Origin of the sequence: Burkholderia plantarii, from assembly GCF_001411805.1 — a bacterium.
Lineage (GTDB): Bacteria > Pseudomonadota > Gammaproteobacteria > Burkholderiales > Burkholderiaceae > Burkholderia > Burkholderia plantarii.
Map to the genome: position 1 here is coordinate 497,178 of NZ_CP007212.1, position 21,349 is coordinate 518,526.

The following is a 21,349-nucleotide window of genomic DNA, read 5'->3' on the forward strand; positions in this document are numbered from 1 at the left end:
GAAAGGAGTGTCTAACCCGGTTGTTTCGGAACGGCCTAGCGGCTAGGATGCCTTTTTAGCACGACCATTCGAAAATCAGTAAGGAGACGTGTTGCATGGACAAGATTTGGCTGAAATCGTATCCCCCCGGCGTTCCGGCCGAAATCGATCCATCTCGTTATCCGACCGTCCCCGATCTGCTCGACGACAGCTTCCGAACTTACCGGGAACGCACCGCGTTCGTTTGCATGGGGAAATCGCTGACTTACGGCGAGATCGACACACTTTCGCGCAAGCTGGGCGCCTGGTTCCAGTCGCGCGGCCTGGCGCGCGGCGCCCGGATCGCGATCATGATGCCGAACGTGCTGCAGTATCCGGTGACGATCGCGGCCGTGCTGCGCGCGGGCTACACCGTCGTCAATGTGAATCCGCTCTATACGCCCCGCGAACTCGAGCACCAGCTCACGGACAGCGGCGCTGAAGCGATCGTGATTCTCGAGAATTTCGCGGCGACGCTGCAGTCGGTGATCGACCGGACCGCGATCCGGCACGTGGTCGTGGCGACGATGGGCGATCTGCTCGGCGTCAAGGGCCTGATCGTCAACTACGTCGTGCGACGCGTAAAGAAACTCGTGCCGGCCTGGCACCTGCCCTCCTTCACGCAGTTCAACTCGGCGCTCGCCGAGGGCGGCCGCCAGACGCTCACGGCACCGCCGCTCGGGCCGGACGACGTCGCGTTCCTGCAGTACACGGGCGGTACGACCGGGGTGGCGAAGGGGGCGACGTTGCTGCACCGGAACATCGTCGCGAACGTGCTCCAGTCCGAAGCGTGGCACGAGCCCGCCTACACGAAGCTGCCTGGCCAGACGCAGTTCATCACCGTCGCGGCGCTGCCGCTCTACCATGTGTTCGCGCTGACCGTTTGCGGCTTCCTCACGATGCGAACCGGCGGCACCGGCGTACTGATCCCGAATCCGCGCGACATCGCCGGCATGATCAAGGAGCTCAAGCCCTTCCAGGTGTCGACGTTCCCTGCCGTCAACACGCTCTACAACGCGATGCTGAACCATCCCGATTTCGACCAGCTCGACTTTTCGAAGCTGGCCGTGGCCAACGGCGGCGGCATGGCGATTCAGGAGAGCGTGGCGAAGCGCTGGTACGAGAGGACGCATACGCCGATCGTCGAGGGGTACGGTCTGTCGGAGACCTCGCCGGTGGTGGCCTGCAATCCGGTGACGGCGACCGAATACACCGGCACGATCGGCCTGCCGCTGTCTTCGACCGAGATCTCGATCCGCGACGACGACGGCAACGAGGTGCCGCTCGGCCAGCGGGGGGAAATCTGCATTCGCGGCCCGCAGGTGATGGCCGGCTACTGGCAGCGTCCCGACGAGACGGCGAAGGTGATGATGGCCGATGGCTACTTCAAGTCGGGCGACATCGGCGTGATGGACGAGCGCGGTTACGTGAAGATCGTCGATCGCAAGAAGGACATGATTCTCGTCTCGGGCTTCAACGTCTATCCGAACGAGGTCGAGGACGTGGTCGCGTCGCATCCGGGCGTGTTCGAGGTCGCGGCGGTCGGCGTGCCCGACGGGCACTCGGGCGAGGCCGTGAAGCTGTTCGTCGTGAAGAAGGATCCGGCGCTGACCGAGGAGGACATCCTCGCTTACTGCAAGGAGCGTCTGACCGGCTACAAGCGTCCGCGCATCATCGAATTCCGCACCGAGCTGCCGAAGACCAACGTCGGCAAAATCCTGCGCCGCGAGTTGCGCGACGGCAAGGTCTGACGGCGCCGGACGGCGGCATCGGAAGAAGAGTCGGAAAGGCGTCCTGCGGGGACGCCTTTTTGTTTGTGCGGCGCAATGGCGTCCGTGGGCCACAAGGCGAATGACGCCAAATGTCGGCCGTCGCGATGGCCGGCCCACGGTTCCGCGCCGATCTCCATGCAACCTTGGCGATTTCATGCCAAAGCGTCAATTCGTCTCGTTTTAGGTCCGGAAGATTGCGACTTCAACACCAAAAGGGAAAAAGCCGACGCGACATCGCTCATGTTTCACGCGGACAACATTGGTTAAAATCGTCGGTTTATCGTAGTGTTCGCGTCGTAATCGGATCAGTTAATGCCATGGGCGACTGACGCATGCGCCGCGGCGAGTCGAAGCAAGCGAAGCACGTCAAGGGAGAGCCCGAATGCTGCTGGATGAACTGATCAACGAATTCGACCGTGGCCTGCGCGCGGTGGTGGGCGTGAGCCGGATGACGCGCCAGGTGCCGGAGCCGGCCGGCGATGTGGCCGTGCCGGAACTGAGCGTCGAGGAGCGCCGCCACGCGGCCGGGCTGATGCGCGTCAACCATGTCGGCGAAGTCTGTGCGCAGGCGCTATATCAGGCGCAGAAGCTGTCCACTTCGTCCCCGTCGCTGAAGGCGCTGTTCGAGGCCTCCGCGCGCGAGGAAGAGGATCATCTCGCCTGGACCATGCATCGACTGAAATCGCTCGACTCGCGGCCGAGCCTGCTCAACCCGCTCTGGTACTCGGGGGCGCTCGCGATCGGGCTCGTGGCCGGCCGGCTCGGCGACAAGGCGAGCCTCGGCTTCATGGCCGAAACCGAACGGCAAGTCGAGCGCCATCTCGACGGCCACCTTGCCGAGCTGCCGGCCGGCGACGCGGCATCGCGCGCGATCGTCGAGCAGATGCGCGACGACGAGGCCAAGCACGGTCGCGCCGCCACCGACGCCGGCGGCGCCGAACTGCCGGCGCCGGCGCGCTGGCTGATGCAGGCGGCCTCGAAAGTCATGACGAGGACTGCCTACTATCTCTGATGCGCCAGTGGGACGCGGCCAGCGCCGCGTCCGCGTCAATCCGTCCGCCATTCCCGCCTTCCCTGCCTCCCGAACCCCCGCCATCTCGCCAGCTTGCGCGCGTCTTTTCACGTATCACATTCACAACTTGCACTAGATCATTAATTTATAACGAATTTCGGTTTGAGGGTCGGCTTGAGGGGCTGCGCGTAAGTCCTTGTTCTAACTAACAAAATTCGTCAAAAAATCGTTCGTCTCCCTTGACCGTCCCTGACCCTTCCTCTAAAGTGGGAGACAGTGTGAGAAAGTGTATTTTTGTGTGATCTGGCGGGCAGTTCCGGTTAGATTCTCAGCGAATGTGAGGGGGCGCGGCGCCCCGAACGGGAGAGCGGAAAGTGTTCCAGGGGGCGTCGGCGCTGACGCTCGATGCGAAAGGGCGGATGTCGGTCCCGTCTCGCTATCGCGAAGCGCTGCAAGGACAGGCAGAAGGCCGGGTGACTGTGACCAAGCACCCGGACGGCTGCCTGTTGCTGTTTCCACGCCCCGAATGGGAAGTCTTCCGCGCCAAGATCGCCGCGCTGCCGATGGACGCACACTGGTGGCGCCGCATTTTTCTCGGCAACGCGATGGACGTCGATCTCGACAGCGCGGGCCGGATTCTCGTATCACCGGAACTGCGGATGGCAGCCGGGCTTGAAAAGGAAGTCATGTTGTTGGGAATGGGAAGTCACTTCGAGCTGTGGGATGCGCAGACCTACACCGCGAAGGAGCAGGCGGCGATGGCGCAGGGCATGCCCGATGCGCTGAAGAACTTCACGTTCTGATTGCGGTGACGGAGACGCCCGCGATGAGAAACGAATTCCAGCACCGGACGGTGCTGCTCGACGAAGCAGTCGATGCGCTCGTGACGCGGCCCGACGGCCTCTATGTCGACGGCACGTTCGGTCGCGGCGGCCACAGCCGCGCGGTGCTCGCGCGGCTGGCCGATGGCGGCCGGCTGATCGCGTTCGACAAGGATCCGCTCGCGATCGCGACGGCGCAGCAGATCGCCGACCCGCGCTTCTCGATCGTGCATGACAGTTTTGCGTCGCTCGGCGGCGCACTGGCCGAACGCGGCGTTGCGCGGGCGACGGGGGTGCTGCTGGATCTGGGCGTGTCCTCGCCGCAGATCGACGATCCTGAGCGCGGTTTCAGTTTCCGCGCGAACGGCCCGCTCGACATGCGCATGGATACGACACGCGGCGAATCGGCGGCCGACTGGCTCGCGCGCGCGTCGCTGCAGGAACTGACGGAGGTGATTCGAGATTATGGGGAAGAACGGTTTGCTTTTCAGATTGCAAAGGCGCTTGTTGCTCGCCGGGAAGAATCCGATCGTCTCGGGCCCCTCGACAGCACGGGCGAGCTTGCCCAAATCGTGGGTCACGCCGTCAAGACACGTGAGAAGGGCAAGGATCCGGCAACCCGCACCTTTCAGGCTATACGGATTCACGTCAATCAAGAGCTTGCGGACCTGCAGGTCGTTCTAGAGGCCGCATTGTCGTCGTTGGAGCAAGGGGGGCGGCTGGTCGTGATCAGCTTTCATTCGCTCGAGGATCGGATCGTCAAGCGGTTCATGCAGGCGCATTCCAGTGCGCCGGCGGTCGACCGCCGCCTGCCGATCCGCGCCGTCGACCTGCCGTCGCCGCCGCTCAAGCTGCTTGGACGCAAGTTCCCGAGCGACGCCGAAGTCGACGCCAATCCGCGCGCCCGGTCCGCCGTGATGCGCATCGCGGAGCGCGTCGCGCCATGAACCGCCTCAACATCTTCCTGCTGATCGTCGTGATGGGTTGTGCCTTGTCGGTCGTCAATTCGACCAATCAGCAGCGGCAGATCTTCTTCCAGTTGCAGCGTGCCCAGTCGCAGGAGCATCAGCTCCAGCAGGACTACGCGCAGCTGCAGTACCAGCAGAGCGCGCTGTCGAAGACGTCGCGTATCGAGCAATTGGCCAACGATTCGCTGAAGATGCAGCCGATCGCGACCGGCCGCACCCAGTATCTGACGCTCGCGCCGGGCGCCGCGAAGGCCGTCGACGCGCCGCTGCCCACCTCGGCCGTGTCGGGCGCGCCGGGGAGCGCGCGATGAAGCCGCGTCAGCCGAACGTCAAGTTCGCGTCGAGCCCCGTGCTGTCCGTGCATCTGCCGATGTGGCGCTCGAAGCTCGTGGTGTTCATGCTGTTCATGGCGTTCTTCGCGCTGGCCGCGCGCGCGTTCTGGATCCAGGGGCCGGGCAACGCGTTCTACCAGAAGCAGGGCGAGAGCCGCTACCAGCGCACGCTCGAGCTGCCGGCCACGCGCGGCAAGATCCTCGACCGCAACGGCCTGGTGCTCGCGACGAGCCTGCCGGTGCGCGCGATCTGGGCAATTCCGGAATCGGTGCCGGACGATCTCGGCGCCGACAAGCTCGGTGATCTCGGCAAGCTGCTCGACATGAGCACGACCGACCTGCGTCGCAAGCTGTCCGAGGACAAGAGTTTCGTCTACGTGAAGCGGCAGGTGCCGATCGATGTGGCCGACAAGGTCGCCGCGCTCGACATTTCCGGCATCTATGCGCGCAACGAGTACAAGCGCTTCTATCCGGAAGGGGAGATCACCGCCCACCTGATCGGCTTCACGAACGTCGAGGACGAAGGTCAGGAAGGCGTCGAACTCGCCGACCAGAAGCTGCTGGCCGGCGTGCCGGGCAGCCGGCACGTGATCAAGGACCGCGTGGGCCACATCGTCGAGGACGTCGACGAGCAGATGCCGCCGCACGACGGCACCGACGTGGACCTGTCGATCGACAGCAAGATCCAGTACATCACCTACGCGAACCTGAAGGCCGCGATCGAGAAGTTCCACGCCAAGGCGGGCGCGGCGATGGTGGTCGACGTGCGCACCGGCGAGGTGCTCTCGCTCGTCAATTACCCGACCTACAACCCGAACGACCGCTCGCACCTGACCGGCGAGCAGTTGCGCAACCGCGCGCTGACCGATGTGTTCGAGCCGGGCTCGATCATGAAGCCGTTCACGGTGTCGCTCGCGCTCGATCTGCACCGCGTCTCGCCGACCACGCTGGTCGATACCGGCAATGGCCATTTCACGCTCGATGGCGCGCCGATCAGCGACGATGCCGGCTTCGGCGTGCTGACGGTGGGCGGCGTGATCCAGAAGTCGAGCAACATCGGCGCGACCAAGATCGCGATGACGATGCGGCCCGAGGAAATGTGGAACATGTATACCAGCATCGGCCTCGGCCAGGCGCCGAAGGTCGGCTTCCCCGGCGCGGCGGCGGGCCGCCTGCGGCCGTGGAAGAGCTGGCGCCGGATCGAGCAGGCGACGATGTCCTACGGCTATGGCCTGTCAGTCTCGCTGTTCCAGCTCGCCCATGCTTATACCGCGATCGCTCACGACGGCGAGCTGATGCCGCTGTCGATCTTCAAGGCCAACGAGACGCAGCCGCCGCAGGGCCCGCAGGTGTTCTCGCCGACCACCGCGCGCGAAGTGCGCGAGATGCTCGAGAGCGTGGTGACGAAGAACGGCACCTCGCCCGACGCGGCGGTGCCCGGCTATCGCGTCGGCGGCAAGAGCGGCACGGCCTACAAGCAGGTCGGCCGCGGCTATGACCACAAGAAGTATCGCGCGTCGTTCGTCGGCATGGCGCCGATGCCGAATCCGCGCATCGTGGTGGCCGTGACGGTCGACGAGCCGACGGCCGGCAGCCACTTCGGCGGTCAGGTGTCCGGCCCGGTGTTCTCGACCATCGTCGGCGATACGCTGCGCGCGCTGAACGTGCCGCCGAACATGCCGGTCAAGCAGCTGGTGGTGTCCGACGACGCGGGCCCGGCGCAGGCGCTGCCGGCCGCCGCGCAGAAGCTCGCGACCATGCCGGCCGGCCGCATGACCGTGTCGAGCACGGCTCACAACCGCCCGGGGGTGGTGCGATGAGCGCCGTGCGCAGTTCCCATCCGGCGCAGGCGCAAATCGCCGCCGCGCTTGCCTGGCTGCGCGAGCACGCGAAGCCGGGCGCGCAGCTGCACGCCGACACGCGCTCGCTGCAGCCCGGCGACGTATTCCTGGCCTACGCCGTGGACGGTGCCGACAATCGCCCGCATCTCGCGAACGCGCTGTCGCGCGGCGCGGTGGCCGTGCTGGTGCAGCCCGAAGGCTTCGCCGGCGCCGATGCGCTCGACCCGGCCGTCGCGCTCGCGGTGCCCGGGCTCGACGCGCTGGCGGGCGAGATCGCCAGCGGCTGGTACGGCGATCCGAGCGACGCGATGTTCGCGATCGGCGTGACCGGCACCAACGGCAAGACTTCCTGCACGCAATGGATCGCGACGGCGCTCACCGCGCTGCGCCGGCCGTGCGCGGTGATCGGCACGCTCGGCAGCGGCATGCCGGGCCGGCTCGTCGCCACCGGCTTCACGACGCCCGACGCGCCGCAGCTGCAGCGCAGCCTCGCGCAACTGCGTGATGACGGCGCCCAGGCGGTAGCGATGGAAGTGTCGTCGCACGCGCTGCACCAGGGTCGCGTGAACGGCACCGCGTTCGACGTCGCCGTATTCACGAACCTGACGCAGGACCATCTCGACTATCACCGCACCTTCGCGGCCTACGAGGCGGCGAAGGCGAAGCTGTTCGCCTGGCGCGGACTGCGCCACGCGATCGTCAACCGCGACGACGCGGCGGGCGGCCGACTGCTGGCCACGCTCGCGGGCCGCGTGCGCACCGTGGCCTACGGCATCGGCGCGCGCGACGACGCTCCCGAGGCCGACCGCGCGCTGATCGCGAGCGAGGTCCGCGCGACCGCGACCGGCACCGCGTTCCGGCTGACCTCGTCGTGGGGCGACGCCGACGTGGAAGTCGGCACGCTGGGCCTGTTCAACGTCAGCAACCTGCTGGCCGTGCTGGCCACGCTGCTGGTGGCCGACCTGCCGTTCGACGCGGCGCTCGCCGAGCTGCGCCGGCTCGAATCGGTGAACGGACGGATGCAGCGGCTCGGCGGCCGGATCGATCACGACGAACCGCTGGTGGTGGTCGATTACGCGCACACGCCCGATGCGCTCGACAAGACGCTCGAGGCGCTGCGGCCGATCGCCGAGGCACGCGGCGGCGCGCTGGTCTGCATGTTCGGCTGCGGCGGCGATCGCGACACGACCAAGCGTCCGTTGATGGGCGGTATCGCCGAGCGGCTCGCCGACCGCGTGGTCGTGACGAGCGACAACCCGCGCAGCGAGGCCCCGCTCGCGATCATCGAACAGATCGCGGCCGGCATGCAGGCGCCGGAGCGCGCGCTGCGCGTCGAGGATCGCGCCAGCGCGATCCTGCAGGCCGTGCGCGGCGCGGCGCGTGAGGACGTGGTGCTGCTGGCCGGCAAGGGACACGAGGCAACACAGGAAATCATGGGCAAGAAGCGGGAATTCTCGGATCAGGATCACGCGCGGCTCGCACTGGCCGCGCGCGCGACGCATGCGCACGGAGGCGGCGAATGACGATGCTGACGCTGCATGAGGCCGCCGCGCTGATTCCGGGTGCCACCGTGATCGGCGACGGGAGCGCCGCGTTCGCGCGCGTGTCCACCGACAGCCGCACGGTCGGCGAGGGCGACCTGTTCGTCGCGCTGCGGGGCGAGCGCTTCGACGCGCACGACTTCCTGGCCGACGTCGCCGCGCGCGGCGCGAGCGCGGCGCTGGTGTCGCGCGAGGCGGCGCTGCCGGGCCTGCCGCAACTGAAGGCGGCCGACACGCGCGCGGCGCTCGGCGCGCTCGCGCACGGCTGGCGCCAGCGCTTCGAGCTGCCACTGGTCGCCGTGACGGGCAGCAACGGCAAGACCACCGTGAAGGAGATGATCGCCTCGGTGTTTGCGGCCGCGGTCGGCCAGGACGCACGGCTCTCCACGGCCGGCAACTTCAACAACGACATCGGCCTGCCGCTGACGCTGCTGCGCCTCGCGCCGGCGCACCGGCTCGCCGTGATCGAACTCGGCATGAATCACCCGGGCGAAACCGGCACCCTTGCCAAGATCGCCGCGCCAACGATTGCGCTCGTCAATAACGCGCAGCGCGAGCATCAGGAATTCATGGCGACGGTCGAGGCGGTCGCGCTCGAGCACGCGTCGGTGATCCACGCGCTCGGGCCGGACGGCGTCGCGGTGTTCCCGGCCGACGACAGGTACGCCGGCATCTGGCGCGTGGCCGCCACCGGCAACCGGATCGTCGACTTCGCGCTGAACGACGACGGCCGCGCCACGCCCGCCGAGGTGACGGGCACGACCCACGGCGGCGTGCTCGTGATCGACACGCCGGCCGGCCGCATCGAGGTGCGACTGCGCGCGCTCGGCGCGCACAACGCGCGCAACGCGCTGGCCGCCACGGCCGCGGCACTCGCGGCCGGCGTCGAGCCCGACGCGATCCGCGCCGGGCTCGAGGCGTTCGAGCCGGTCAAGGGACGCCTGCAGGTCAAGCGCGCGGTGCTCGCGTCGCTGGCCGGCGCGATGCTGATCGACGACACCTACAACGCGAATCCCGACTCGATGCGCGCCGCGATCGACGTGCTCGCGCAGTGCGCGGCGCCGCGCGTGCTCGTGATCGGCGAGATGGGCGAGGTCGGCGACGAAGGTCCGGCGTTCCATCGCGAGATCGGCGCCTATGCGCGCGAGCGCGGCATCGACGCGCTGTACGCGACCGGCGAGGCCACCCGCGATGCCTGCGCGGCCTACGGCGCGGCGGCGCGCCATTTCGACGAGATCGGTGCGCTGGTCGCGGCACTCGATACCGCCCGGTACGGCGCGGCGGCGACGGTGCTCGTGAAGGGCTCGCGCTATACCCGCATGGAGCGCGTGGTCGACGCGCTGACGAATCAACCCGCGTCGGGCACCGCGCCCGGCGCTCACTGAGAAGGAAGTCCGCAATGTTGCTGGCGCTGGCGCAATGGCTGCAGGGAGACGCAAGCTTTTTGCGCTTGTTCACGTACCTCACGTTCCGTGCGGTGATGGCTACCATCACCGCGCTTGGCATCGGTCTCGTTTGCGGCCCGTGGGTGATCCGCAAGCTGACCGAGATGAAGGTCGGCCAGGCGGTGCGCAAGGACGGCCCGCAGACGCACCTCGTCAAGTCGGGCACGCCGACCATGGGCGGCGTGCTGATCCTGATCGGCATCGCGGTCGCGACGCTGCTGTGGGGCGACCTGACGAACCGCTTCATCTGGATCGTGATGCTCGTCACGTTCGGCTTCGGCGTGGTCGGCTGGGTCGACGATTACCGCAAGGTGGTCCACAAGGATCCGCGCGGGATGTCGTCGCGCGAGAAGTATTTCTGGCAGTCGGTGATCGGCCTGTTCGCGGCCGTCTACCTGGCGTTCAGCGTGTCCGAGGCGAGCAACGTGCGCGTCTTCGACCTGTTCATGGCGTGGGTGCGCAGCGGCCTGTCGATGGGCCTGCCGGCGCGCGCCGACTTGATGCTGCCGTTCCTGAAGTCGATCAGCTATCCGCTCGGCGTCTGGGGCTTCATCGCGCTCACGTATTTCGTGATCGTCGGCGCGAGCAACGCCGTCAACCTGACCGACGGCCTCGACGGCCTCGTGATCATGCCGGTGGTGCTGGTGGGCGCCTCGCTGGGCGTGTTCGCCTACGTGATGGGCAGCTCGGTCTATTCGAAATACCTGCTGTTCCCGCACATCCCCGGTGCGGGCGAATTGCTGATCTTCTGCTCGGCGATGGGTGGCGCGGGGCTCGCGTTCCTCTGGTACAACACGCACCCCGCGCAGGTGTTCATGGGCGACGTCGGCGCGCTCGCGCTGGGCGGCGCGCTCGGCACGGTGGCAGTGATCGTGCGGCAGGAAATCGTGCTGTTCATCATGGGCGGGATCTTTGTCGCCGAAACGCTGTCGGTGATGCTGCAGGTCACCTGGTTCAAGTACACGAAGCGCCGCTACGGCGAAGGGCGCCGCATCTTCAAGATGGCGCCGCTGCATCACCATTTCGAATTGTCCGGCTGGAAGGAAACGCAGGTCGTGGTGCGTTTCTGGATCATCACGTTGATGCTCTGCCTGTTCGGGTTGACCACGCTCAAACTGCGGTAAAGGGATAGCAAGGATGTCTGGCGAGATGTTTGGAGATCGGCAGCGGCCGATGGTGCTCGTGCTGGGGCTCGGTGAATCGGGCCTCGCGATCGCGCGTTGGTGCGCGAGGCACGCGTGTCCGTTGCGCGTCGCGGATACGCGCGAGGCGCCGCCGAATCTCGCCGCGCTGCGCGAGTCCGTGGCCGACGCCGGGTTCGTCGGCGGCGCGTTCACGCCGGCCCTGCTCGACGGCGGCGTCGAGATCGTAGCGCTGAGCCCGGGCCTGTCGCCGCTCGAGCCGGCGCTCGCGGCGCTGCTCGCGGCCGCGCGCGAACGCGGCATCCCGGTGTGGGGCGAACTCGAATTCTTCGCGCGCGCGCTGGCCGGGCTCGCCGCCAACGGCTACGCGCCGAAGGTGCTCGCGATCACCGGCACCAACGGCAAGACCACCACCACCAGCCTGACCGGCCTGCTCTGCGAACGCGCGGGGCGGTCGGTGGCGGTGGCCGGCAACATCAGCCCGGCGATGCTCGACCGGCTGTCGGCCGCGATCGACGCTGCCGCGCTGCCGCAGGTATGGGTGCTGGAGCTGTCGAGCTTCCAGCTCGAAACCGCGGAGACGTTCGCGCCCGACGCGGCGACGGTGCTCAACATCACGCAGGACCATCTCGACTGGCACGGCGGCTTCGCGGCCTACGCGGCCGCGAAGGGCCGCGTCTTCGGGCCGCGCACCGTGCGCGTGCTGAACCGCGACGATGCCGAGACGATGAAGTTCATGCCGCCCGCGGCGGCGGGCGACGCGCCGCGCGCGATCACATTCGGCCTGAACGAGCCGAATCGCGAGGGCGACTACGGCCTGCTGCGCGACAACGGCATCAACTGGCTGGTCGAGGCGATCGATCGCGACGCCGCCGACGAGCCGGTCTCGCCGCGGCGCCGCAAGGCCGGCGCCGCGGTCGCACCGACCCTGACGGCCAAGCGTCTGATGCCGGCCGACGCGCTGCGCATTCGCGGGCTGCACAACGCGGCCAACGCGCTGGCCGCGTTCGCGCTCGCTCGCGCGATCGAGCTGCCGAGCGCCGCGCTGCTGCACGGGCTGCGCGAATACCGCGGCGAGGCGCATCGCGTCGAGCTGATCGCCTCGCTCGACGGCGTCGATTACGTCGACGACAGCAAGGGCACCAACGTCGGCGCGACGGTCGCCGCGCTCGACGGCCTCGCGCAGCGCGCGGTGCTGATCGCCGGCGGCGACGGCAAGGGGCAGGATTTCTCGCCGCTCGCGGCACCCGTGGCGCGCTGGTGCCGCGCGGTGATGCTGATCGGCCGCGACGCGCCGCAGATCCGCGCGGTGCTGGCCGACAGCGGCGTGCCGCTCGCCGATCACGCCACGCTCGAGGCCGCCGTGCGCGCCGCGAGCGAGCTGGCCGAGCCCGGCGACGCGGTGCTGCTGTCGCCGGCCTGCGCGAGCTTCGACATGTTTACCGGTTATGCGCATCGCGCCGCGGTGTTCCGCAGCGCGCTCGAGGACATCGCACTCGACAGGGGGACGTCGCTATGAGCTGGTCCGATCGCTTCGTCTCGCGCTTCATCAGCCAGCGCGAAGGCGGCAGTGCCGCCGTCGCGCGCCCGGCCGCGCGCACCACGTCGGCCGCCGGCGGTTTCGCCCACGGTCTCGGCGGCGTGCGCCCGACGCGCTCGCGGATGCTCGATTTCGACTACTCGCTGATGTGGGTGGCGATCGCGCTGCTCGGGCTCGGCGTGGTGATGGTCTATTCGGCGTCGATCGCGATGCCCGATTCGCCGAAGTACGCGGCCTATCGCGACTATGCGTTCCTGCTGCGCCACGTGGTGTCGTTGACGGTGGCGTTCGTCGCCGCGATCGTCGCGTTCCGCGTGCCGATCGCGACCTGGGACAAATACGCTCCGCACCTGTTCCTGCTCGCGCTCGTCGGGCTCGTGATCGTGCTGGTTCCGCACGTCGGCAAGGGCGTGAACGGCGCACGGCGCTGGATTCCGCTCGGCATCACGAACATGCAGCCGTCCGAGATCATGAAGCTCGCGGTGACGATCTACGCCGCGAACTACACGGTGCGCAAGCAGGAGTACATGCACAGCTTCGCCAAGGGCTTCCTGCCGATGGCGGCCGCGGTCGGTCTGGTCGGCATGCTGCTGCTGCTCGAGCCGGACATGGGCGCGTTCATGGTGGTCGCCGCGATCGCGATGGGCGTGCTGTTCCTCGGCGGCGTGAACGGCAAGCTGTTCGGTGGCCTGGTGGCCACCGCGGTCGGCACCTTCACGATGCTGGTCTGGCTGTCGCCGTGGCGCCGCGAGCGGATCTTCGCCTACCTCGATCCGTGGGACGAGCGCTACGCGCAGGGCAAGGCCTACCAGCTGACCCACTCGCTGATCGCGTTCGGCCGCGGCGAGTGGTTCGGCGTGGGGCTCGGCGGCAGCGTCGAGAAGCTCAACTACCTGCCCGAGGCGCATACCGACTTCATCCTCGCCGTGATCGGCGAGGAACTCGGCTTCGTCGGCGTGCTGGTGGTGATCCTGCTGTTCTACTGGATCGTGCGCCGCGCGTTCGAGATCGGCCGCCAGGCGCTCGCGCTCGACCGCACGTTCGCGGGCCTGATGGCCAAGGGCGTCGGCATCTGGTTCGGCGCGCAGGCCTTCATCAACATGGGCGTGAACCTCGGCCTGCTGCCGACCAAGGGCCTGACGCTGCCGCTCGTCAGCTACGGCGGCTCGGGCATCCTGCTCAACTGCGTGTCGCTCGCCGTGCTGCTGCGCGTCGACTACGAGAACCGGGTGCTGATGCGCGGGGGCAAGGTATGACGGCACGACAGCGCACGCTGATGGTGATGGCAGGCGGCACCGGGGGCCACGTGTTTCCGGGGCTCGCGGTCGCGCACCGGATGCAGGCGCACGGCTGGCGCGTGGTGTGGCTCGGCAACCCGGCCGGCATGGAAGCGACGCTGGTGCCGAAGCACGGCATCGCGATGGAGCCGGTGCGCTTCGGCGGGCTGCGCGGCAAGGGCCTGAAGACCAGGCTCGGCCTGCCGTTCAACCTGCTGCGTGCCTGCATGCAGAGCTTGGGCGCGCTGCGCCGCGTGCAGCCCGACGTGGTGCTCGGCATGGGCGGCTACATCACGTTCCCGGCGGGCGTGATGACGGCGCTCACCGGCCGCCCGCTGGTGCTGCACGAACAGAATTCGATCGGCGGCCTCGCCAACAAGGTGCTCGCGAGGCTCGCGAAGCGCGTGCTGGTGGCGTTCCCCGGCGCGCTGCCGAACGCCGAGTGGACCGGCAACCCGATCCGCGACGAGCTCGCGCGCAGCGCACCGCCGGCGGCGCGCTACGCCGCGCGCAGCGGCCCGCTGCGGCTGCTGGTGGTGGGCGGCAGCCTCGGCGCGGCCGCGCTCAACGAAGTGGTGCCGCGCGCGCTGGCGCAGCTCGCGCCGCACGAGCGCCCGCAGGTGGTGCATCAGGCCGGCGCGAAACACGTCGACGCGCTGCACGCCAACTACGAGGCGGCGGGACTCGCGGCCGGCCACGACGTCACGCTGCTGCCGTTCATCGACGACATGGCCGCGGCCTACGCGAACGCCGACCTGGTGATCTGCCGCTCGGGCGCGATGACCGTCTCGGAGATCGCTGCGGTCGGCGTGGCCGCGCTGTTCGTGCCGTTCCCGCACGCGGTGGACGACCACCAGACCACCAACGCCGCATTCCTCGCCGAGCAGGGCGCGGCGGTGCTGGTGCAACAGCGCGACCTGTCGGCGGAGCTGCTCGCCGACTGGCTGCGCGGCCAGACGCGCGACTCGCTCGCGCAGATGGCCGAACGTTCGCGCTCGCTCGCGAAGCCCGACGCCACCGACGTGGTCGCGCGCGTGTGCGCGCAGGTGGCCGGCGCGAACCTGGAATCGAAGTCATGAAACACATCGTCAAACACATCCATTTCGTCGGCATCGGCGGCGCCGGCATGAGCGGCATCGCCGAGGTGCTGGTGAATCTCGGCTACGAGGTCAGCGGCTCGGACCTGTCGCGCAACGCCGTGACCGAGCGGCTCGCGGCGCTTGGCGCGCGCGTCGCGATCGGCCACGACGCGGCCAACATCGAAGGCGCGAACGCGGTGGTCACCTCCACGGCGGTGCGCTCGGACAATCCGGAAGTGCTCGCGGCGCGGCGCCTCGGCGTGCCGATCGTGCCGCGCGCGGTGATGCTGGCCGAGCTGATGCGCCTGAAGCAGGGCATCGCGATCGCCGGCACCCACGGCAAGACCACCACCACCAGCCTGGTGGCGAGCGTGCTGGCGGCGGGCGGCCTCGATCCGACCTTCGTGATCGGTGGGCGCCTGATCAGCGCCGGCGCCAACGCACGGCTCGGCTCGGGCGACTTCATCGTCGCCGAGGCCGACGAATCGGACGCTTCGTTCCTGAACCTGTATCCCGTCATCGAGGTGATCACCAACATCGACGAGGATCACATGGACACCTACGGGCACGACTTCGCGCGGCTCAAGCAGGCGTTCATCGAATTCACCCAGAGGCTGCCGTTCTACGGCAGCGCGGTGGTCTGCGTCGACGATCCGAACGTGCGCCAGATCCTGCCGTTCATCTCGAAGCCGGTGGTGCGCTACGGCCTTGCGCCCGACGCCGAGGTGCGTGCCGAGCAGGTCCACGCGCGCGACGGGCGCATGCATTTCATGGCGCACCGCGAAGGCCGCGCGCCGCTGCCGGTGGTGCTGAACCTGCCGGGCCTGCACAACGTGCAGAACGCGCTCGCGGCGATCGCGATCGCGACCGATCTCGGCGTGGCCGACGCGGCGATCCAGCAGGCGCTCGCCGATTTCAACGGCGTCGGCCGGCGCTTCCAGCGCTACGGCGAGATCGCGACCGCCGACGGCGCGGGCAGCTACACGCTGGTGGACGACTACGGCCACCATCCGGTCGAGATGGCCGCCACGATCGCCGCCGCGCGCGGCGCGTTCCCGGGCCGCCGGCTGGTGCTGGCATTCCAGCCGCACCGCTACACGCGCACGCGCGACTGCTTCGAGGAGTTCGTCAACGTGCTCTCGACGGTCGACGCGCTGGTGCTGACCGAGGTCTACGCAGCCGGCGAGGCGCCGATCCCGACCGCGAGCGGCGAGGCGCTGTCGCGCGCGCTGCGCGCGATCGGTCGCGTCGATCCGGCGTTCGTGGCGACGGTCGACGAGGTACCGGCGGCGCTCGCGCAACAGGTGCGCGCGGGTGACGTGGTGATCACGATGGGCGCGGGTTCGATCGGCGGCGTGCCGGGCCGGATCGCGCAGCAACAGCAACAGAAGGGATGACATGAGCGGGATCGATCCGAAACGTTTCGGCAAGGTGGCGGTACTGCTCGGCGGCGTGACCGCCGAGCGCGAGGTATCGCTGAATTCGGGCAGGCTGGTGCTGCAGGGCCTGCGCGACGCGGGCATCGACGCGCATCCGTTCGACCCGTCCGAGCGGCCGCTGTCGGCGCTGAAGGACGAGGGCTTCGTGCGCGCGTTCAACGCGCTGCACGGCGGCTACGGCGAGAACGGCCAGATCCAGGGCGCGCTCGATTTCTACGGGATCCGCTACACCGGTCCCGGCGTGCTCGGCTCGGCGCTCGGCCTCGACAAGTTCCGCACCAAGCTGGTCTGGCAGCAGACCGGCATCCCGACGCCGCCGTTCGAGACCGTGATGCGCGGTGACGACGTGGCCGCGCGTGCGCCGGAAATCGTCGCGAAGCTGGGCCTGCCGCTGTTCGTGAAGCCGGCCAGCGAAGGCTCGAGCGTCGCGGTGATCAAGGTGAAGGACGCCGCCGCGCTGCCGGCCGCGCTCGACGAGGCGGGCCGGCACGACCGCATCGTGATCGTCGAGAAGAGCATCGAGGGCGGCGGCGAGTACACGGCCTGCATCGCGGGCGACCTGGATCTGCCGGTGATCCGCATCGTGCCGGCCGGCGAGTTCTACGACTATCACGCGAAATACCTCGCCGACGACACGCAGTACCTGATCCCGTGCGGGATCGACGCGGCGAAGGAAACGGAATTCAAGCGGCTCGCGCGCCGCGCGTTCGAGGTGCTCGGCTGCAGCGGCTGGGGTCGCGCCGATTTCATGCTCGACGCGGCGGGCAACCCGTATTTCCTGGAAGTGAACACGGCGCCGGGGATGACCGACCACTCGCTGCCGCCGAAGGCGGCGCGCGCGGTCGGCATCAGCTACTCGGAGCTGGTGGTGAAGGTGTTGTCGCTGACGCTCGAAGACTGACCCGGATACGGAATCGACCCATGTGGAACAACGTTCGCCAGCTCAACCTCGCGGCCAGCGCGCTTTACGCGCTGCTGCTGCTCGGTTGCACGGCGGCGGGCTGCTACTGGCTGATCCAGCGCCCGGCGTTCGCGCTGCGCACGATCCTGATCGACGGCGACACCGACCATATCAATTCACCCACGGTGCGCGCGAGCGTGGTCGGGCGGCTGAAGGGCAACTTCTTCACCGTCGATCTCGATACCGCGCGCGTCGCGTTCGAGCAGATGCCGTGGGTGCGCCACGCGAGCGTGCGGCGCGTCTGGCCGAACGCGCTGGCCGTCTCGCTGGAGGAATACAAGCCGCTCGGCACCTGGGGCAGCGACCAGCTCGTCAGCACCGACGGCGAGCTGTTCACGGCGAACCAGGGCGAGCTCGACGAGGAACTGCCGGCCTTCGACGGTCCGGACGGCAGCGCCAAGGAAGTCGTGCGGCGCTACCGCGATTTCGGCAAATGGCTCGCGCCGCTGAATTCGCCGCTGGAGGAGGTCACGCTGTCGTCGCGCTACGCGTGGACCGTCAAGCTCGCGAACGGCATGGAGATCGAGTTCGGGCGCGAGCGCAATGGCGACACGCTGCCCGATCGCGCGCAACGGCTGGTGGCCGCGTGGCCGGCCGTCACCGAGCGCTGGGGCGCCGACATCGAGTACGCGGACCTGCGCTATCCGAACGGGTTCGCGATCCGCGCGGCAGGCATGCGCTTCCTGAGCGACACCGACCACGGCAAGAAGTAACAGGACATCACACGCAAGAGCACTTATGAGCAAAGACTACAAAGATCTGCTGGTTGCCCTCGACATCGGAACCTCGAAGGTCGTGGCCGTCGTGGCCGAGCTGAAGGGCGAAGGCCGCTACGAGGTGATCGGCCTCGGCCAGAGCGAGTCGAAAGGTCTCAAGAAAGGCGTCGTGGTGAACATCGAGGCCACCGTGCAGTCGATCCAGCGGGCGCTCGAGGAGGCCGAGCTGATGGCCGACTGCAAGATCACGAACGTGTTCACGGGGATCGCCGGCAGCCACATTCGCAGCTTCAATTCGAGCGGGATGGTGGCAATCAAGGAGAAGGAGGTCACGCAGACCGACGTGGCGCGCGTGATCGAGACCGCCAAGGCGATCAACATCCCTACCGACCAGCAGGTGCTGCACATCCTGACCCAGGAATTCATCATCGACGGCCAGGAGGACGTGCGCGAGCCGATCGGCATGAGCGGGATCCGTCTCGAGGTGAAGGTCCACATCGTGACGGGCGCGGTCAGCGCGGCGCAGAACATCGTCAAGTGCGTGCGCCGCTGCGGGCTCGAGGTCAACGACCTGATCCTGCAGCCGCTCGCCTCGTCGCTGGCGGTGCTGACCGAGGACGAGAAGGATCTCGGCGTGGTGCTGGTCGACATCGGCGGCGGCACTACCGACATCGCGATCTTCGCGGAAGGCGCGATCCGCCATACCGCGGTGATCCCGATCGCGGGCGACCAGATCACGAGCGACATCGCGATGGCGCTGCGCACGCCGACGCCCGACGCCGAGGACATCAAGGTCAGCCACGGCATCGCCAAGCAGGCGCTGGCCGATCCGGACGAGATGGTGGAAGTGCCGGGGCTCGGCGAGCGCGGTCCGCGCACGCTGTCGCGCCAGGCGCTCGCGGCCGTGATCGAGCCGCGCGTGGAAGAGCTGTTCTCACTCGTGCAACAAGTCGTGCGCGAGTCGGGTTACGAAGAGTTACTTAGTTCCGGTGTCGTGCTCACCGGCGGGGCTGCGATGATGCCCGGCATGGTCGAGCTGGGCGAGGACATTTTCCTGAAACCGGTGCGTATCGGCGCGCCCGAATATGCGGGCGGCCTCGCCGACGTGGTGCGCAATCCGCGCTACTCGACGGCGATGGGGCTGCTCGTGGAAGGCAGCGCGCAACGCATGCGCGGCCGCAAGGTCGCAGTGCAATCGGGCTCGGCGGGCCAGATCTTCACGCGGATGAAGGACTGGTTCCTGAGCAATTTCTGAACGGGTTTTGCGCCGGTGCCGGCGGCCGGCGCGCGACGGGAGGTTGCCCGATCTCCCGCCGGATAACGGCCGAGTGGTTTTATCTTTCTTGACGGAGGCAACAATGGAATTCGAAATGCTGGAAACCGAGACCAACGGCACCATCATCAAGGTGATCGGGGTCGGTGGCGCGGGCGGCAACGCGGTCGCGCACATGATCAACCGCGGCGTGCAGGGCGTCGATTTCGTCGTCATGAACACCGACGCGCAGGCGCTCTCGCGCTCGCGCGCGCCGAACGTGATCCAGCTCGGCAGCACCGGCCTCGGCGCCGGCGCGAAGCCGGACATGGGCCGTGCTGCCGCCGAGGAAGCGCGCGAGCGGATCGCCGATTCGCTGCGCGGCGCGCACATGGTGTTCATCACCGCCGGCATGGGCGGCGGCACCGGCACGGGCGCCGCTCCGGTGGTCGCGCAGATCGCCAAGGAGATGGGCATCCTGACGGTGGGCGTGGTCAGCAAGCCGTTCGAGTTCGAGGGCGGCAAGCGCATGCGCGTGGCCGAAGCGGGCGCGCAGCAGCTCGAGGATCACGTCGATTCGCTGATCGTCGTGCTGAACGACAAGCTGTTCGACGTGATGGGCGACGACGCCGAGATGGACAAGTGCTTCCAGTGCGCCGACGACGTGCTGAACAACGCCGTCGCGGGCATCGCCGAAATCATCAACGTCGACGGTCTCGTCAACGTCGACTTCGAAGACGTGAAGACGGTGATGGGCGAGCAGGGCAAGGCGATGATGGGCACGGCCACGGTGGCCGGCGTCGATCGCGCGCGTCTCGCGGCCGAGCAGGCCGTGGCGAGCCCGCTGCTCGAAGGCGTCGATCTGTCGGGCGCGCGCGGCGTGCTGGTCAACATCACGTCGAGCCGTTCGCTGCGCCTGTCGGAAACGCGCGAAGTGATGAACACCATCAAGAGCTACGCGGCGGAAGACGCCACGGTGATCTTCGGCGCCGTCTACGACGACGCGATGGGCGACGCGCTGCGCGTGACGGTGGTGGCCACGGGCCTCGGCCGCGCGGCGAAGAAGCAGCAGACCACGCCGATGACGCTGCTGCGCACCGGTACCGACAACCAGCCGGTCGGCGCGGTGGCGCACAGCTACGCCCCGGCGCACGTGAATACCGCGGACTACGGCGCGCTCGACACGCCGGCCGTCTGGCGCAATTCGCGTGAAACGGCGGCCTCGCACGTGCAGGCGCTGCAGGAAAAGGGCGTCGATACTTACGACATCCCGGCATTCCTGCGCAAGCAGGCCGACTGACACGGGCAGGCGGGCCGCTCGCGCGGCCGGCCGACGTGACGGTGGAACGGACCCTGACAGGCCGCGTCGATGACGGCGCCGGGCCGGGCAAGTTGCCCTCTTCGCTTCGGCGGAGCGGGACGGGGCCTGTTTTCCGTTGCGAAACCCGCAACCGCATCGCATTGAAGGACCAGGCATGATTCAAGCAGGCGATACGCTGCCCGACGCACAAGTCTTCGAGTTCGTCGACGAAGCGCGCGAGGGTTGCACGCTCGGGCCGAATGCGCTCGGCGTGCGTGAACAGACGGCGGGCAAGCGCGTGGTGATCTTCGGATTGCCGGGCGCGTTCACGCCGACCTGTTCGGCCAGGCACGTGCCGGGCTACGTCGAGCTGGCCGAGCCGCTGCGCGCGGCCGGCGTCGACGAGATCTGGTGCGTGTCCGTCAACGACGCATTCGTGATGGGCGCCTGGGGACGGGATCTGCACACCGCGGGCAAGGTGCGCATGATCGCGGACGGCAGCGCTGCATTGACTCAGGCACTGGGACTTACGCAGGATTTGTCCGCGCGCGGCATGGGGATCCGTTCCCAGCGCTACGCGATGGTGGTCGACGACGGCGTGGTCAAGACGCTGGCGGTCGAGGCACCGGGCAAGTTCGAAGTCAGCGACGCGGCAAGCATCCTGGCGGCGCTCACGCGCTGAGCGTGCCGCCGTGGCCGTTGCGCTGCCGCAACGCGCCATGGCGAGACAAGGTGCCGCTATACGGGCCGACATCCGGAAACGCCTCCATTCCGGACGTCGGCCCGTCTTTCTAGATGCCGATACCGCTTTCTCGGGTAACGCGTAGAAACAGTTGATACGACAATCGGTCCAACGTCGCTACCGGTTTTGCGCTATACTCTCGCCTATCGAA

The 21,349-nt window shown here is 68.1% G+C and carries 18 protein-coding genes; all 18 read left to right on the top strand.

The annotated features are described in order from the left end of the window. Nucleotides 1–95: 95 nt before the first annotated feature. The 18 genes from bpln_RS02190 (at nucleotide 96) to bpln_RS02275 (ending at nucleotide 21,138) form a co-directional block, all read left to right on the top strand. The gene (locus bpln_RS02190) at nucleotides 96–1,769 is read left to right on the top strand and encodes a long-chain fatty acid--CoA ligase (protein WP_055137981.1); all 1,674 of its coding nucleotides are present in this window, start codon (nucleotides 96–98) and stop codon (nucleotides 1,767–1,769) included. Between the two features lie 403 nt (nucleotides 1,770–2,172). Continuing rightward, the gene (gene coq7, locus bpln_RS02195) at nucleotides 2,173–2,802 is read left to right on the top strand and encodes a 2-polyprenyl-3-methyl-6-methoxy-1,4-benzoquinone monooxygenase (RefSeq protein ID WP_042623763.1); all 630 of its coding nucleotides are present in this window, start codon (nucleotides 2,173–2,175) and stop codon (nucleotides 2,800–2,802) included. A 374-nt stretch (nucleotides 2,803–3,176) separates the two neighbouring features. Further along, on the top strand, nucleotides 3,177–3,605 hold the full coding sequence (gene mraZ, locus bpln_RS02200) for a division/cell wall cluster transcriptional repressor MraZ (RefSeq protein WP_012734541.1): 429 nt from the start codon (nucleotides 3,177–3,179) through the stop codon (nucleotides 3,603–3,605). Nucleotides 3,606–3,628: 23 nt separating this feature from the next. Continuing rightward, nucleotides 3,629–4,570, top strand: a complete 942-nt coding sequence (gene rsmH, locus bpln_RS02205; RefSeq protein WP_042623764.1) for a 16S rRNA (cytosine(1402)-N(4))-methyltransferase RsmH — start codon at nucleotides 3,629–3,631, stop codon at nucleotides 4,568–4,570. Continuing rightward, nucleotides 4,567–4,902, top strand: a complete 336-nt coding sequence (gene ftsL, locus bpln_RS02210) for a cell division protein FtsL (protein WP_042623765.1) — start codon at nucleotides 4,567–4,569, stop codon at nucleotides 4,900–4,902. Before rsmH ends, ftsL begins: the two co-directional genes overlap by 4 nt. Continuing rightward, nucleotides 4,899–6,743 carry a peptidoglycan D,D-transpeptidase FtsI family protein gene (locus bpln_RS02215; RefSeq protein WP_042623766.1) on the top strand — a complete coding sequence of 615 codons (1,845 nt, stop codon included), beginning with the start codon at nucleotides 4,899–4,901 and terminating at the stop codon, nucleotides 6,741–6,743. The genes ftsL and bpln_RS02215 overlap by 4 nt, the downstream gene beginning before the upstream one ends. Beyond that, complete coding sequence (locus bpln_RS02220) at nucleotides 6,740–8,287, top strand: UDP-N-acetylmuramoyl-L-alanyl-D-glutamate--2,6-diaminopimelate ligase (RefSeq protein WP_055137982.1); 1,548 nt, start codon at nucleotides 6,740–6,742, stop codon at nucleotides 8,285–8,287. Before bpln_RS02215 ends, bpln_RS02220 begins: the two co-directional genes overlap by 4 nt. Further along, nucleotides 8,284–9,690 (top strand): UDP-N-acetylmuramoyl-tripeptide--D-alanyl-D-alanine ligase, encoded by a 1,407-nt coding sequence (locus bpln_RS02225; protein ID WP_055137983.1) that lies wholly within the window; start codon nucleotides 8,284–8,286, stop codon nucleotides 9,688–9,690. The genes bpln_RS02220 and bpln_RS02225 overlap by 4 nt, the downstream gene beginning before the upstream one ends. Nucleotides 9,691–9,704: 14 nt before the next feature. Then, entirely contained in the window at nucleotides 9,705–10,874 is a 1,170-nt protein-coding gene (gene mraY / locus bpln_RS02230) for a phospho-N-acetylmuramoyl-pentapeptide-transferase (protein WP_042623769.1), read from the top strand. Nucleotides 10,875–10,899: 25 nt separating this feature from the next. Further along, nucleotides 10,900–12,411, top strand: a complete 1,512-nt coding sequence (murD, locus tag bpln_RS02235; RefSeq protein ID WP_055137984.1) for a UDP-N-acetylmuramoyl-L-alanine--D-glutamate ligase — start codon at nucleotides 10,900–10,902, stop codon at nucleotides 12,409–12,411. Further along, complete coding sequence (gene ftsW / locus bpln_RS02240) at nucleotides 12,408–13,688, top strand: putative lipid II flippase FtsW (RefSeq protein WP_055137985.1); 1,281 nt, start codon at nucleotides 12,408–12,410, stop codon at nucleotides 13,686–13,688. Before murD ends, ftsW begins: the two co-directional genes overlap by 4 nt. Then, nucleotides 13,685–14,788 (top strand): undecaprenyldiphospho-muramoylpentapeptide beta-N-acetylglucosaminyltransferase, encoded by a 1,104-nt coding sequence (gene murG, locus bpln_RS02245; protein ID WP_055137986.1) that lies wholly within the window; start codon nucleotides 13,685–13,687, stop codon nucleotides 14,786–14,788. Before ftsW ends, murG begins: the two co-directional genes overlap by 4 nt. Continuing rightward, the gene (gene murC / locus bpln_RS02250; RefSeq protein WP_055137987.1) at nucleotides 14,785–16,185 is read left to right on the top strand and encodes a UDP-N-acetylmuramate--L-alanine ligase; all 1,401 of its coding nucleotides are present in this window, start codon (nucleotides 14,785–14,787) and stop codon (nucleotides 16,183–16,185) included. Before murG ends, murC begins: the two co-directional genes overlap by 4 nt. A gap of 1 nt (nucleotide 16,186) precedes the next feature. After that, nucleotides 16,187–17,128 carry a D-alanine--D-alanine ligase gene (locus tag bpln_RS02255; RefSeq protein ID WP_042623774.1) on the top strand — a complete coding sequence of 314 codons (942 nt, stop codon included), beginning with the start codon at nucleotides 16,187–16,189 and terminating at the stop codon, nucleotides 17,126–17,128. A gap of 20 nt (nucleotides 17,129–17,148) precedes the next feature. After that, nucleotides 17,149–17,901 (top strand): cell division protein FtsQ/DivIB, encoded by a 753-nt coding sequence (locus bpln_RS02260; protein ID WP_042623775.1) that lies wholly within the window; start codon nucleotides 17,149–17,151, stop codon nucleotides 17,899–17,901. A 25-nt stretch (nucleotides 17,902–17,926) separates the two neighbouring features. Continuing rightward, nucleotides 17,927–19,159 (top strand): cell division protein FtsA, encoded by a 1,233-nt coding sequence (ftsA, locus tag bpln_RS02265; RefSeq protein ID WP_012734554.1) that lies wholly within the window; start codon nucleotides 17,927–17,929, stop codon nucleotides 19,157–19,159. A gap of 103 nt (nucleotides 19,160–19,262) precedes the next feature. Beyond that, a complete protein-coding gene (gene ftsZ, locus bpln_RS02270) occupies nucleotides 19,263–20,456 on the top strand; it encodes a cell division protein FtsZ (protein WP_042623776.1) in 1,194 nt (397 codons plus the stop codon). A gap of 175 nt (nucleotides 20,457–20,631) precedes the next feature. Continuing rightward, entirely contained in the window at nucleotides 20,632–21,138 is a 507-nt protein-coding gene (locus bpln_RS02275; protein ID WP_055137988.1) for a peroxiredoxin, read from the top strand. Nucleotides 21,139–21,349: the final 211 nt, after the last annotated feature.